At 71.3% G+C, this 12,208-nt stretch carries 11 protein-coding genes; all 11 read left to right on the top strand.

The genetic code is table 11. The features are described 5' to 3' along the window. The first annotated feature begins 89 nt into the window (after nt 1-89). Nucleotides 90-1,226 (top strand): N-methyl-L-tryptophan oxidase, encoded by a 1,137-nt coding sequence (gene solA / locus C1703_RS02225; protein ID WP_114250283.1) that lies wholly within the window; start codon nt 90-92, stop codon nt 1,224-1,226. A 25-nt stretch (nt 1,227-1,251) separates the two neighbouring features. After that, on the top strand, nt 1,252-2,388 hold the full coding sequence (gene solA, locus C1703_RS02220; RefSeq protein WP_114250282.1) for an N-methyl-L-tryptophan oxidase: 1,137 nt from the start codon (nt 1,252-1,254) through the stop codon (nt 2,386-2,388). A 12-nt stretch (nt 2,389-2,400) separates the two neighbouring features. After that, a complete protein-coding gene (locus C1703_RS02215) occupies nt 2,401-3,372 on the top strand; it encodes a succinylglutamate desuccinylase/aspartoacylase family protein (RefSeq protein WP_232840381.1) in 972 nt (323 codons plus the stop codon). 85 nt (nt 3,373-3,457) lie between these two features. Next, on the top strand, nt 3,458-4,561 hold the full coding sequence (locus tag C1703_RS02210; RefSeq protein ID WP_114250280.1) for an ABC transporter substrate-binding protein: 1,104 nt from the start codon (nt 3,458-3,460) through the stop codon (nt 4,559-4,561). Continuing rightward, a complete protein-coding gene (locus tag C1703_RS02205) occupies nt 4,554-5,708 on the top strand; it encodes an ABC transporter ATP-binding protein (protein ID WP_114250279.1) in 1,155 nt (384 codons plus the stop codon). Before C1703_RS02210 ends, C1703_RS02205 begins: the two co-directional genes overlap by 8 nt. Before the next feature lie 3 nt (nt 5,709-5,711). Next, nucleotides 5,712-6,608 (top strand): ABC transporter permease, encoded by an 897-nt coding sequence (locus tag C1703_RS02200; RefSeq protein WP_114250278.1) that lies wholly within the window; start codon nt 5,712-5,714, stop codon nt 6,606-6,608. Continuing rightward, nucleotides 6,605-7,471: an ABC transporter permease gene (locus C1703_RS02195; RefSeq protein WP_114250277.1), complete on the top strand. Its 867-nt coding sequence runs from the start codon at nt 6,605-6,607 to the stop codon at nt 7,469-7,471. Before C1703_RS02200 ends, C1703_RS02195 begins: the two co-directional genes overlap by 4 nt. Beyond that, nucleotides 7,468-8,823: an aminotransferase class III-fold pyridoxal phosphate-dependent enzyme gene (locus tag C1703_RS02190; protein WP_114250276.1), complete on the top strand. Its 1,356-nt coding sequence runs from the start codon at nt 7,468-7,470 to the stop codon at nt 8,821-8,823. Before C1703_RS02195 ends, C1703_RS02190 begins: the two co-directional genes overlap by 4 nt. Before the next feature lie 26 nt (nt 8,824-8,849). Continuing rightward, nucleotides 8,850-9,803, top strand: coding sequence for a M14 family metallopeptidase (locus C1703_RS02185; RefSeq protein ID WP_114250275.1), 954 nt, complete (start codon nt 8,850-8,852; stop codon nt 9,801-9,803). Then, nucleotides 9,800-11,263: an aldehyde dehydrogenase family protein gene (locus tag C1703_RS02180; protein WP_114250274.1), complete on the top strand. Its 1,464-nt coding sequence runs from the start codon at nt 9,800-9,802 to the stop codon at nt 11,261-11,263. Before C1703_RS02185 ends, C1703_RS02180 begins: the two co-directional genes overlap by 4 nt. Next, nucleotides 11,260-12,198 carry an aldo/keto reductase gene (locus tag C1703_RS02175; protein WP_114250273.1) on the top strand — a complete coding sequence of 313 codons (939 nt, stop codon included), beginning with the start codon at nt 11,260-11,262 and terminating at the stop codon, nt 12,196-12,198. Before C1703_RS02180 ends, C1703_RS02175 begins: the two co-directional genes overlap by 4 nt. Nucleotides 12,199-12,208: the final 10 nt, after the last annotated feature.

Raw genomic sequence — 12,208 nt, 5'->3', positions numbered from 1 at the left:
ACCCGCCCCCTCCGACCCCACCACCTCGAATCGAACAGCCTCACGCAGGGGGCTCAGCATGCGCCCCGGCCATAGGAAAGGAAAGCCTCGTGTCAGCTGCCAGGAAGCGCGTCGCCGTCGTCGGCGTGGGAACGATGGGCAGCCAGGCCGCCTGGCGCCTCGCGGCCCGCGGTGCGGAGGTCGTCGCCTACGACCGCTTCGCCCCCGGCCACGACCGCAGCGCGGCCGGCGGCGAGACCCGCATCTTCCGCAGCGCCCACTTCGAGGACTCCCGGTACGTCCCGCTCCTCAAGCACGCCGACGCCCTGTGGGAGCGGCTCCAGCAGGAGACCGGCCGCGAACTGCGCCGTCTGACCGGATGCCTGCTGATGGGCTCCGCCGAGCACCAGCAGATGGCCACGGTCCTGGAGTCCATCGCCGAGCACGGCCTCGATCACGAGGTGCTCGACGCCGAGGCCATGGCCAAGCGCTTCCCGCAGTACCGGCTGGAGGACGGCGACGCGGCCGTGCTCGACCGCCGGGCCGGCTTCATCCGGCCCGAGCTGACCGTCCAGACCGCGGCCCGGCGCGCCGAACAGCTGGGCGCCCGGATCCACCGCTACACGCCGGTCCGGGAGATCGCGCCCCGGGCGAACGGCGTGGAGGTCCGCACCGACACCGGCACCGAGCACTTCGACACCGTCGTCGTCACCGTCGGCCCCTGGGTGAACGACCTGCTCCCCGACCTGCCGTGGGAGGTGGACATCCGCCGCCTGATCAGCGCCTGGTACGTCCCCACCACCGACGCCTGGTTCGGCGAGGAGCGCCCCGCCTTCATCCGCACGACCCCCACGCACTGCTACGGACTGCCCTCCCCGGACGGCGTCTCCGTCAAGCTCGGCCTGTCCCGCGCGCTGCACAAGCCCGCCGGCGACCCCAACGCGCTGGACCGCACCGTCCAGCCGGAGGAACTGGACATCTTCACCGAGCAGATCCGCCGCCACCTGCCGGACCTGCACCCGGACCCGACCCGCCTGGCCGTCTACATGGAGGGCTACACCGAGAGCAGCCGCCCGCTCATCGGCCCCCTGCCCGGCGCCGACGACGTCGTCCTGCTCGCCGGGTTCTCCGGCCACGGCTTCAAGCTCTCGCCCGCCTTCGGCGACATCGCCGCCGACCTCGCCCTCGACGGCACCACCGCCCAGCCCGTCGACTTCGTGTCCACCGTCGGCCGCACCGCCGCCTGAGTCACCGTCCGGCAAGGAGCACTCCATGGCCACGAGGAAACGTGTCGCCGTCGTCGGTACCGGCACGGTGGGCAGCCAGGCCGCATGGCGGCTGGCGTCCCGGGGCGCCGAGGTCGTCGCCTACGACCGCTTCGCCCCCGGCCACGACCGCAGTGCCGCAGGCGGTGAGACCCGGGTCTTCCGCAGCGTGCAGACCGACGACGGCCGGTACGTACCGCTCGTACGCCGCGCCGACACCCTCTGGGGGCGGCTGCAGGCGGAGACCGGGCGGGAGCTGCGCCGGCTGACGGGAAGCATGTTCATGGGGCCGGCCGACGACCCCGAGATGCGTACCGTCATGGACGTCATAGCCGAGCACGGCCTCGCACACGAGGTCGTCGGCGCCGACGTGATGGCCAAGCGCTTCCCGCAGTTCCGCCTCGACGAAGGCGACCTCGCCGTCCTCGACCCCCGTGCGGGGTTCGTGCGCCCGGAGCTGACGGTCCAGACCGCGGCCCGCCGCGCCGAGGAGCTGGGCGCGCGGATCCGCCGCTACACGCCGGTGAGGGAGGTCAGTCCTGTCGCCGGGGGAGGGGTCAGGATCCGTACGGACGCCGACGTGGAGCGCTTCGACGCCGCGGTGGTCACCCCGGGCCCCTGGGTGGGCGACCTGCTGCCGGACCTGCCGTGGCGGGTGGACGTCTACCGCGCGATCAGCGCCTGGTTCCTGCCCGAGGACGACCACCGGGCCGGTGCGGAGCGCCCCGCCTTCATACGGATGGGCGACACCCACTTCTACGGCATCCCGTCCCCGGACGGCCTCTCCGTCAAGCTCGGCCTGTCCCAGGCCCACCACCGGCTCGTGGACGACCCGAACCGGCTGAACCGGACCGTCTCGCCGGAGGAGTTGGAGACCTTCACCGCGATGGTGCGGCGGTATCTCCCCGGCCTGAACCCCGATCCGGTCCGCCTCTCCGCCTACATGGAGGGCTACACCGGCAGCACCCGCCCGCTGGTCGGCCCCCTGCCGGACTGCGACGACGTCATCCTGCTGGCCGGATTCTCCGGCCAGGGCTTCAAGCTCTCGCCCGCCCTGGGCGACATCGCCGCCGACCTCGCCCTGGAAGGCCGCACCTCCCAGCCGATCGACTTCATCAGCACGCTCGACCGCGCCACCGCCTGAATGAGGAACGACATGACACTGACCGTAGGCCCGCTGCGGGCCGAGCCGGGCCGCAAGACCCGCGGGGTGGTCCCCGTGGACCTCGGCCGCACGACCGCCGAGATCCCCCTGGTCCTCGTCAACGGCTCCCGCCCCGGGCCCCGGGTCGTCATCACCGCCGGCGTGCACGGCGGCGAGTTCGTCGGCATCGACGCGGCGACCCGCCTCAGCGGGCTCCTGGAGCCGGACGACGTCACCGGCCAGGTGGTGATCTGCCCCGTGGCCAACCCGCCTGCCGTGTACGACGGCCGCCTCGGCAGGTCCCCGCTGGACGACGTCAACATCAACCGCGTCTTCCCCGGCGACCCCGCCGGCGGGCCCACCGAGCGGCTGGCGGCCTGGCTCTTCGAGCACCTCATCTCCGGCGCCGACGCCTACGCCGACCTGCACAGCGGCGGCATCGACGAGACCCTGATCGACTTCGTCGGCCACCGGCTGACCTCCGACGCGGAACTCGACGCCAGGACACGGGCCATGGCCCACGCCGTCGGCTACGAACGCGTCCTCTTCGGCCGCAACGCCGAGGGCGGCAACAGCCACGCCGCAGCCGCCCGGCAGGGCGTCCCCGCCATCCTGATCGAGACCGGCCAGCTCGGCGAACGGGACCCCGGCCAGGCACGGGCCCTGCTCGACGGCCTGTACCGGCTCCTGCACCACCTCGGCGTCATCGAGGCACCCCAGCACGTCGCTCCCGTGACCGCGCCGCCGCGCGACTGGGTCTGGACCGGCTCCGTCGTCTCCCCGGCCACCGGCCTCTGGTACCCGGACGCCGTCACCGGCGACGAGGTGACGGAGGGCCAGACCATCGGCCGCGTCATCGACCCGGCCGACGGCAGCGAACACAAGGTCACCGCCACCGCCACCGGGCAGATCCTCTACGGCATGAACGGGCTCACCGTCCGCCCCGGCGCGGAACTCGCCGCCATCGCGGTGCCGCACGACTGACCGGCACCGCCCGCATACCCCCCCCGCGAACCACCCACTCACCCCGAACAGCTGGTCCCCACGCGCCATTTTCAGGAGATTTGTCATGAGTGATCCCATGATCGGTCGCAGAGCGCTCCTGCGCGGAGCCGGTGGCCTCGCCGCCCTCGCCGCCCTGCCCTCCCTCTCCGCCTGCGGCACCGGCACCAGCCGCGCCGCGGCCGGCGGCGGCAAGAGCGGCGGCAAGTCGGTGGTCGTCCGCGACAGCGGCGGTTCCTTCGGCGAGGCCCTCCAGAAGGCGGTCTACACGCCGTTCACCCAGGAGACCGGCATCAACGTCCAGGTGGTCAACCTCCAGGGCACCCAGATGCTGGCCCAGATCAAGCAGGGCCGCCCCCAGTTCGACCTCATCAACAACTCGATGATGGACCACATCAAGTTCGCGGCCCAGGACGCCCTGGAGCAGCTGGACCGTGACCGGATCAAAAGCTTGAAGAGTGCCAAGATCCCCGACAACCAGATCACCGACCATGCCGTCGGCAACGGCTTCTACGCCCAGTGCATGGCGTACCGCACGGACGCCTTCGGCGGGCGTAGGCCCGAGTCGTGGGCGGACTTCTGGGACACCAAGGCATTCAAGGGCAGCCGCTCCATGTGCAACCCGGACGCCGACCTGCCCGAGCTGGAGTTCGCGCTGCTGGCCGACGGCGTTCCGATGGACAAGCTCTACCCGCTCGATGTGGACCGCGCCTTCAAGGTGATGAGCCGGCTCCGGTCCGACATCAAGAAATTCTGGGACAGCGGTCCGCTTCCCGGTGTGCTTCTCAGCCGCCAGGAGGTGACGATGTCCACCGTATGGCACGGTCGGCTCGCCGATCTGACCAAGCAGGGAGTCCCGGTCGCGGCCCAGCTCAACGGTGCCCGCCGCCAGTTCCAGGGCTACGGCATCGCCAAGGGCGCGGCCCACGTCGACGCCGCCTACCGGCTCATGGACTTCGCGCTGCGTCCCGAGATCCAGGCCAACCTGGCCAAGACGTTCCCGTCGAATCCCTCTTCCCTGGCGGCCTACAAGCAGCTCAGCGAGAAGGAACTCTCCACGCTCGCGGGTGCGCCGCAGTACTACGACAAGGGCTTCGACGCGGACATCAACTGGTGGATCAAGAACGAAGCCGCCGTCACCAAGCGCTGGTTGGAGTGGGCTCGTGGCTGAATTCGGTATCGCCACACCGTCCGTCGAGGTGGCCGGTGGCAAGCAGGCCACCACGACCGGCAAACCGCTGTCGGTGGTGGCCCTGCGCAAGACGTACGGGGACGTCGTCGCCGTCGACGAGGCGTCCATGGAGATCGCCGCCGGGGAGTTCGTCACCTTCCTCGGCGCCTCGGGGTCGGGCAAGACCACGACCCTGATGATGATCGCCGGTTTCTGCGAGCCGGACTCCGGCACCATCGCCGTCGGGGACCGCGACGTCACACGGCTCGCCCCGCAGAAGCGGAACCTCGGTTTCGTGTTCCAGCAGTACCTGCTCTTCCCGCACATGACGGTCAGTGAGAACGTCGCCTTCCCGCTCACCCTGCGCGGCGTGCCGAAGGACGAGATCCGCCGGCGGGTGGGGGAGACCCTGGAGATCGCAGGCCTGTCCGGGTTCGGCGGCCGTCGCCCGCGTGAACTGTCCGGCGGGCAGCAGCAGCGCGTCGCCCTGTGCCGCGCGCTGGTCTACCGCCCGCCCGTCATCCTCATGGACGAGCCGCTCGGCGCCCTGGACAAGAAGCTCCGCGACCAGCTCCAGATCGAGATCAAGTCCATCCAGCAGGAACTCGGCCTGACCGTCATCTATGTGACGCACGATCAGGAAGAGGCGCTGGTCATGTCCGACCGCATCGCGGTGATGCGCAACGGTCTGATCGAGCAGTTCGACACCCCGAGGGAGTTGTTCGAGCGGCCCAGGACACCCTTCGTCGCGGACTTCCTCGGCGCGGCCAACTTCCTGCCCGGCCGCGTGCTGCGGAACACCGACGCGCACACCGTGGTCCGCCTCGACCAGTGCGGCGGCCTGCTGCGGGCGCGACGCCACGACCTGGCCTCCGGCACCCCGGTCAAGGTCGCCGTCCAGCCGGGCCGGCTGCGGGCCTGTGCCCCGGACGACGGCTTCTGTACCGGCACGGTCGAGACCGCCACGTACGTCGGCACCCTGGTCCGCGCCGGTGTACGCGTCGACGGCGGTGACGCCCCGCTGCTGCGGCTGGAGGTACCGGCCGGCCGCGGACCCGTCACCGGCGAGCGGGTCGGCATCACCGCCGACCCGGACGACGTCAACCTCTTCCCCATCGACCTCTCTCGCACCGAACAGGGCGGGTGAGCCATGGCCGCCACCCTGACCGCGACATCCCCCGCACGGCCGCGCAGGCTCCTGGCCTCCCGCCGCACGCGGGTCGGCATCCTCTACGCGCTGCCCGTCGTCGTCTACCTGCTGGTGCTGTTCGTCTACCCGATCCTCAGCACGCTCTTCCTCAGCCTGAAGAACCCCGACGGATCACTGACGCTGCACTGGTACGTCGACGCGCTCACCGGGGTCAACCTCTCCGTCCTGTTCACCACGGTGCGGATCTCCGCGGAGACGGCGCTGTTCAGTCTCGTCTTCGGGTTCGTCCTGGCGAACGCGATCTCCCGGCTGAAGCCCCTGTGGGCCGGACTGGCCATGCTGATCGTCGTCGTCCCGCACTTCATCAGCGCCCTGGTGCGCACCTACGGGTGGATCATCCTGCTCGGCGACAAGGGCCTGGTGAACGAGGCCATGGCCCACCTGTGGGTCCCCGGCGCGCCGTTCCAACTGCTCTACAACGAGATCGGCGTGGTCATCGGCACCACCTCCGTGATGCTCCCGTACACCGTGCTGCTGCTGTACGGCGTGATGCGCGGCGTGGACCGGCGGCTGCTCGCCGCGGCGGCCAGCATGGGCGCGGGACGCGTGACCATCTTCCGCCGGGTCTACCTGCCCTTGGTCGCCCCCGGCCTGGCCAGCGCCGGACTGCTCAGCTTCATCCTCTCGCTGGGCTACTACATCACCCCCGCCCTGATGGGCGGCCCCGACCAGACGATGATCGCCTCCCTGATCAACCAGCAGGTGATGAAGCAGAACCAGTGGAACGGGGCGGCCGCTCAGGGGGTCATCCTGCTGCTGATGACCTTCGCCGGACTGCTGCTGGTCAAGCTCGTCACCTCCCTCGGCGCGAGCCGGAAGAAGAGGAGCGCGTCATGATGGAGCTGCGCAGCACCCTTACCGGACGCATCGCCCTGACGACGGTCGCCACCGTGATCCTGCTGTTCCTGGCGCTGCCGATCCTGGTCGTCCTCGTCACCTCCTTCAGCAAGAACGCCTTCGGCTCGTTCCCGCCGGAAGCGTGGACGCTGAGCTGGTACAAGTCGCTGTTCGCGGACGGCAGCAAGTGGCCGGCCGCCATGTCGACGAGCGCGCTGGTGGCCTGCCTGAGCACCGTGTTCTCACTGATCATCGGCGTCACCGCGGCGACCGCGCTGACCCGCAGCGAACTGCCGCTGCGCTCCGCGGTCTACGCCCTGGTCCTCGGACCGCTGCTCATCCCGCAGATCGTCACCGCCCTCGGCCTGTTCCTGCTCTTCGAACCGGCCTCGATGCTGGGCAGCCCGATCGCCATCGCCCTCGGCCACACCGTGCTGGCCTCGCCGATCGCGGTGCTGATCCTGGTGGCGACCCTGCGCGGGATCGACGAGCGGCTGGAGGACGCAGCGGCCAGCATGGGCGCGAACCGGCTGACCATCGCCCGGCGGATCACCTTCCCCCTCGCCGCCCCCGGCATGATCGCGGCAGCGATCTTCTCCTTCATCACCAGCTTCGACGAGTTCTACATCTCCCAGTTCCTGTCCTCGGTCGACACCGTCACCCTGCCGGTGCAGATCTACAACTCCCTGACCTTCGACATCGACCCCAGCGTGACCGCGATCAGCGCCCTGCTCATCGCAGGCGCGATCCTCGCCCTCGCCCTCGTGGCCCTGGTGCGCTGGCTCGGCTCCGGACGGCAGGACTCCCTGCTCTCCGTCGAGAACACCACGGCGATCGCCGCCCCTGGAGGTGAGGCCGTATGACCGCCACCGCTCAGCGGCACCTGCTGCTGAACATGACCGCCAACGGATCGCTCGCCAAGCCCGGCAAGGACCTCTTCGTCGTGCGCCACGGCGAGGGCCCCTACGTCGACGACGCGGCCGGCAACCGCTACATCGACGGCCTGTCGGGGCTGTACTGCTGCCAGATCGGCTACTCCTACGCCGACGAGATCGCCGAAGCGGCCCAGAAGCAACTCCGCGAACTCTGCTACAGCCCCCTGTGGTCGGAGTCCGCGCACCCCACCGGCCTGGCCCTCGCCGAACGCCTCGCCGCCCTGGCCCCCGACGGCATCGAGCACGTCTTCTTCAGCGGCGGCGGCGCCGAGGCGGTGGAGACCGCCTGGAAGATCGCCCGCAGGTACCACACCCTGCGCGGCGAACCGGGCCGGACCAAGGCCGTCGCCCGGCGCGGCGCCTACCACGGTCTGACCCTCGGCGCGCTGTCCTTCACCGACGACCCCGGTCTCACCGAGCCGTACGGGCCGCCCGCCGTGGAGACCCACTTCGTCGCCAACACCAACCGGACCGCCCTGGAACAGCCCCTCGACGAGGCGGCCTTCACGGAGTACCTGCTCGCCGACGTCGAGGCCACGGTCCTCGCGGCCGGACCGGAGAGCGTCGCGATGCTCATCGCCGAGCCGGTGCAGAACCGTGGCGGCTGCATCACCCCGCCCGAGGGCTACTGGCAGGGGCTGCGCCGACTGGCCGACCGCTACGGCTTCCTGCTCGTCGCCGACGAGGTCATCACCGCCTTCGGACGGCTCGGCGAGTGGTTCGGCGGCGAGTGCTACGGCGCCCGGCCGGACGTCGTCACCGTCGCCAAGGGCATCACCGCCGGCTACGCCCCGATGGGCGCGACCCTGGTCTCCGACCGCGTCGCCGAGGTGATCAACCGGCCCGGCGAGGTCCTCAACCACGGCTACACCTTCAGCGGCCACCCGCTGAGCGCGGCCATCGCCCTGCGCAGCCTGGACATCATGCAGCGGGACCGGATCCTGGAGAACGTCCGCGGCCACCAGGGCCACCTGGCCCGGCGTATGACGTCCCTGGGCGGCCTGCCGATCGTGGGTGACGTCCGCGGCGCCGGATTCTTCTACGCCCTCGAACTCGTCGGCGACCGTGACGACGGCGGCTTCAGCGACACCGCCCGCGCCGCGCTCGTCGCCGACCTGATCCCCCGCCGGCTGCGCGAGGCCGGGCTGCTGGCCCGCGTCTACAACCGCGCCGCCCCGCTGGTGCAGATCGCGCCGCCGCTGATCAGCGACCGCGCACTGCTGGACCGTATCGCCGACATCATCGCGGACACCCTCGACGAGGCATCCGCCCGCCTGTGAAACCCCCTGTTCTCGAAAGGAACGACATGTACTCCATCGGTCCGCTGACCGTCGCCCCCGGCGAGCGCGCCCAGGGTCTGATCCCGGTCGGCACCAGCACCTACGGCGTGGAACTCGGCATACCCCTCATCGTCGTCAACGGCACCGAGGACGGCCCGGTCCTGTGCGTGGACGCCGGTGTGCACGGCGACGAGTACGACGGCCAGGAGGCCATCCGCCGCGTCCTCGCCGCGATCGACCCGGCCGGCCTGCGCGGCACCCTCGTCGGCATCCCCTGCATGAACACCCCCGCCTTCGAGGCGGCGGCCCGCACCAGCGGCCTGGACCACCTGAACCTCAACCGGATCTTCCCGGGTGACGGGGACGGCTCGTACTCGCTGCGCCTGGCCGCCACCTTCGTCGAGCAGGTCGTCCCCGCCGTCGACGCCCTCGTCGACCTGCACACCGGCGGCACCTTCGGCGAGATCGCCCCGCTCGTCATCCTCCAGGGCGGCTACGAGGACCTGGCGACGGACCTCGCCCTCGCGGCCGGGCACGAGCTGGTCTGGAAGGGCGGCAAGTGGGGCGGCACGGTCCGCCACCCCACCCTCGCAGCCGGCAAACCCGCCATCACCATCGAGGCGGGCGGCGGCACCTACCGCGAGCAGAACGTCGCCCTGCACGTCCACTCGATCCGCAACATCATGCGGCAGTTGGGGATGATCGACGGCGAGGCGGAGCTGCGCGACACGTACACCACCGTGTCGGGCACCTTCGCCCGGTCCGCGGCCGGCGGGTTCTTCCTCGGCCACGCCGAGCCCGGCGAGACCTGCAAGGAAGGCGACCTGATCGCCCAGATCACCGACCACTACGGCAACACGCTGGAGGAGGTCCGCGCCCCGCAGGACGGCATCGTGCTCTGGGTGCGCCGGATCCGCACCGTGCGGCCCGGCGACGAGGTGGTCATCTTCGGCGAGGTCCAGGGAGAGATCCAGCCATGAGTGGCGAACTCCCGCTGACCGAGCTGCTGCTGATCGACGGCAAGCAGGTGCCCGCCGCCGACGGCCGGAGCTTCACCGTCCTCGACCCCTCGGACGGCACGGCCCTCGCCGAGGTCTCCCACGCCGGCCCGGCCGACGTGGACCAGGCGGTGGCCGCGGCGCGCACGGCGTTCAACGCGCCCGAGTGGGCCCGGATGCGCGCCGCCGACCGGGGCAGGCTGCTCCACCGCATCGCGGAGGCGATCCGCCGCGAGGGCGAGTGGCTGGCGCGCCTGGAGTGCCAGGACGTCGGCAAGCCGCTCGGCCAGGCCAAGGCCGACGTCGAGGCCGCCGCCCGCTACTTCGAGTTCTACGCGGGCGTCGCCGACAAGCTCGGCGGCTCCACGATCCCCCTCGGCCCCGGTCTGATCGACTACACCGTCCGCGAGCCGATCGGCGTCTCGGGCCAGATCATCCCGTTCAACTACCCGCTCCAGAACACCGCGCGGGGCTCGGCCCCCGCCCTGGCCGCGGGCTGCACGGTGGTGCTCAAGCCCTCCCCGGAGGCACCGCTCACCCCGCTGGAGATCGGCCGGATCGCGCTGGAGTGCGGCCTCCCGCCGGGCGTACTGAACGTCGTACCCGGCGACGCCGAGACCGGCGCGGCCCTCGCCGGGCACCCCGGCATCGACCAGGTCACCTTCACCGGCTCGGTGCCGACCGGCATCAAGGTCGCCCAGGCCGCCGCCGCCAACGTCGTGCCCTCGGTCACGGAGTTGGGCGGCAAGTCCCCCTTCGTGGTCTTCGCGGACGCCGACTTCGACCTGGCGCTGAAGGCCGTCCTGGGCGCGTCGTTCAGCAACGCCGGCCAGATGTGCTCGGCCGGGACACGGCTGCTGCTCCAGCGCGGAGCCGAGGAGTTCCTCGACCGGCTGGTGGACAGGATCGCCGGTCTGCGGGTCGGGCCGGGTCTCACCGACCCGGACATCGGGCCGCTGGTCGCCGCCCGGCAGCGCGACCGCGTCCTCGGCTACCTCGAACTGGCCCGGCGGGAAGGCGCCGTGGCCCGGGTCGGCGGAGGCACCCCGTCCGCACCCGAACTGGCCGACGGCTACTACATCGAGCCGACTGTCCTCACCGGCCTGACCAACCAGGCCCGGTGCGCCCGCGAGGAGATCTTCGGACCCGTCGTCACCGTCATCGAGTTCGACGGCGCCGACGAGGCCCTGGACCTCGCCAACGACAGCCCCTACGGCCTGGCCTCCTACGTCTGGACCCGCGACATCGACAAGGCGATGCGCCTGGCCGAGGGCATCCGGGCCGGACAGGTCTACGTCAACGCCACCGGCGTCGGAACCGGCGTCGAGCTCCCCTTCGGCGGCTACAAGCACAGCGGCTGGGGACGCGAGAAGGGTCTCGAAGCGCTGGCGAGCTACACGCAGACCAAGAACGTCTGCATCGGATTCGGAGACCGGTCATGAGGTACCGCACCCTGGGCGAACGCGGCCCGGCCGTCTCCGTCGTCGGCGTCGGCGGCAACAACTTCGGCTCCCGCCTCGACGGGGACGGCACCAAGGCCGTCGTCCACGCCGCCCTCGACGCCGGGATCACCCTGTTCGACACGGCCGACACGTACGGCGGGTTCGGCGAGAGCGGCGGCTCCCGTGGCGACGGCGAACGCCTCCTCGGCGCCGCCCTCAAGGGCCGCCGCGACGACGTCGTCCTCGCCACCAAGTTCGGCATGGAGATGGGCCCCGAGGCCGACCGGTACGGTCCGCGCGGCGCCCGCCCCTACATCCGGCACGCCGTCGAGGCCTCCCTGCGCCGGCTCGGCACCGACCGGATCGACCTGTACCAGTACCACGAGCCGGACGGCGTCACCCCGCTCCAGGAGACCATCGCCGCCCTTCAGGAACTCGTGGCCGAGGGCAAGATCCGGTACATCGGCTGCTCCAACCTCCCGGCCGAGCAGCTCACCGACGCCTTCGTGTCCACCCAGGCCCGCTACCACCTGCTCGACCGCAGCGTGGAGGCCGACCTGATCCCGGCCTGCCTGCGGCACGGCCTGGGCCTCCTGCCGTACTACCCGCTGGCCAACGGCCTGCTCAGCGGCAAGTACCGGCGGGGCGAGGAACCCCCGCCCGGCAGCCGGCTGTCCTGGCGGCGGGGCTGGCTCACCGACGCGGCCCTGGACCGCGTCGAGGCGCTCACCGCGTACGGCGCCGAGCGCGGACTCACCCTCCTCCAGGTCGCCGTCGGCGCACTGGCCGCGCTCCCCGCCGTCGGATCCGTGATCTGCGGCGCGATGACTCCCGCCCAGGTCACCGCCAACGCCGCGGCGGCCGACTGGACACCCGACGCGGCCGACCTGGCCGCTCTCGACGCGATCGTCATCCCCGGCGAACGAATCGTCTGAACCCCCCCTG

This window comes from Streptomyces sp. Go-475, from assembly GCF_003330845.1.
Classification (GTDB): Bacteria; Actinomycetota; Actinomycetes; order Streptomycetales; family Streptomycetaceae; genus Streptomyces.
This window is presented reverse-complemented; position numbering and strand designations above follow the sequence as displayed.

Coding starts and splice junctions, on each gene's coding strand:
- C1703_RS02215 (WP_232840381.1), top strand. CDS start 2,401: ATGACACTGACCGTAGGCCCGCTGCGGGCCGAGCCGGGCCGCAAGACC.
- C1703_RS02180 (WP_114250274.1), top strand. CDS start 9,800: ATGAGTGGCGAACTCCCGCTGACCGAGCTGCTGCTGATCGACGGCAAG.
- C1703_RS02185 (WP_114250275.1), top strand. CDS start 8,850: ATGTACTCCATCGGTCCGCTGACCGTCGCCCCCGGCGAGCGCGCCCAG.
- solA (WP_114250282.1), top strand. CDS start 1,252: ATGGCCACGAGGAAACGTGTCGCCGTCGTCGGTACCGGCACGGTGGGC.
- C1703_RS02210 (WP_114250280.1), top strand. CDS start 3,458: ATGAGTGATCCCATGATCGGTCGCAGAGCGCTCCTGCGCGGAGCCGGT.
- C1703_RS02190 (WP_114250276.1), top strand. CDS start 7,468: ATGACCGCCACCGCTCAGCGGCACCTGCTGCTGAACATGACCGCCAAC.
- C1703_RS02195 (WP_114250277.1), top strand. CDS start 6,605: ATGATGGAGCTGCGCAGCACCCTTACCGGACGCATCGCCCTGACGACG.
- C1703_RS02200 (WP_114250278.1), top strand. CDS start 5,712: ATGGCCGCCACCCTGACCGCGACATCCCCCGCACGGCCGCGCAGGCTC.
- C1703_RS02175 (WP_114250273.1), top strand. CDS start 11,260: ATGAGGTACCGCACCCTGGGCGAACGCGGCCCGGCCGTCTCCGTCGTC.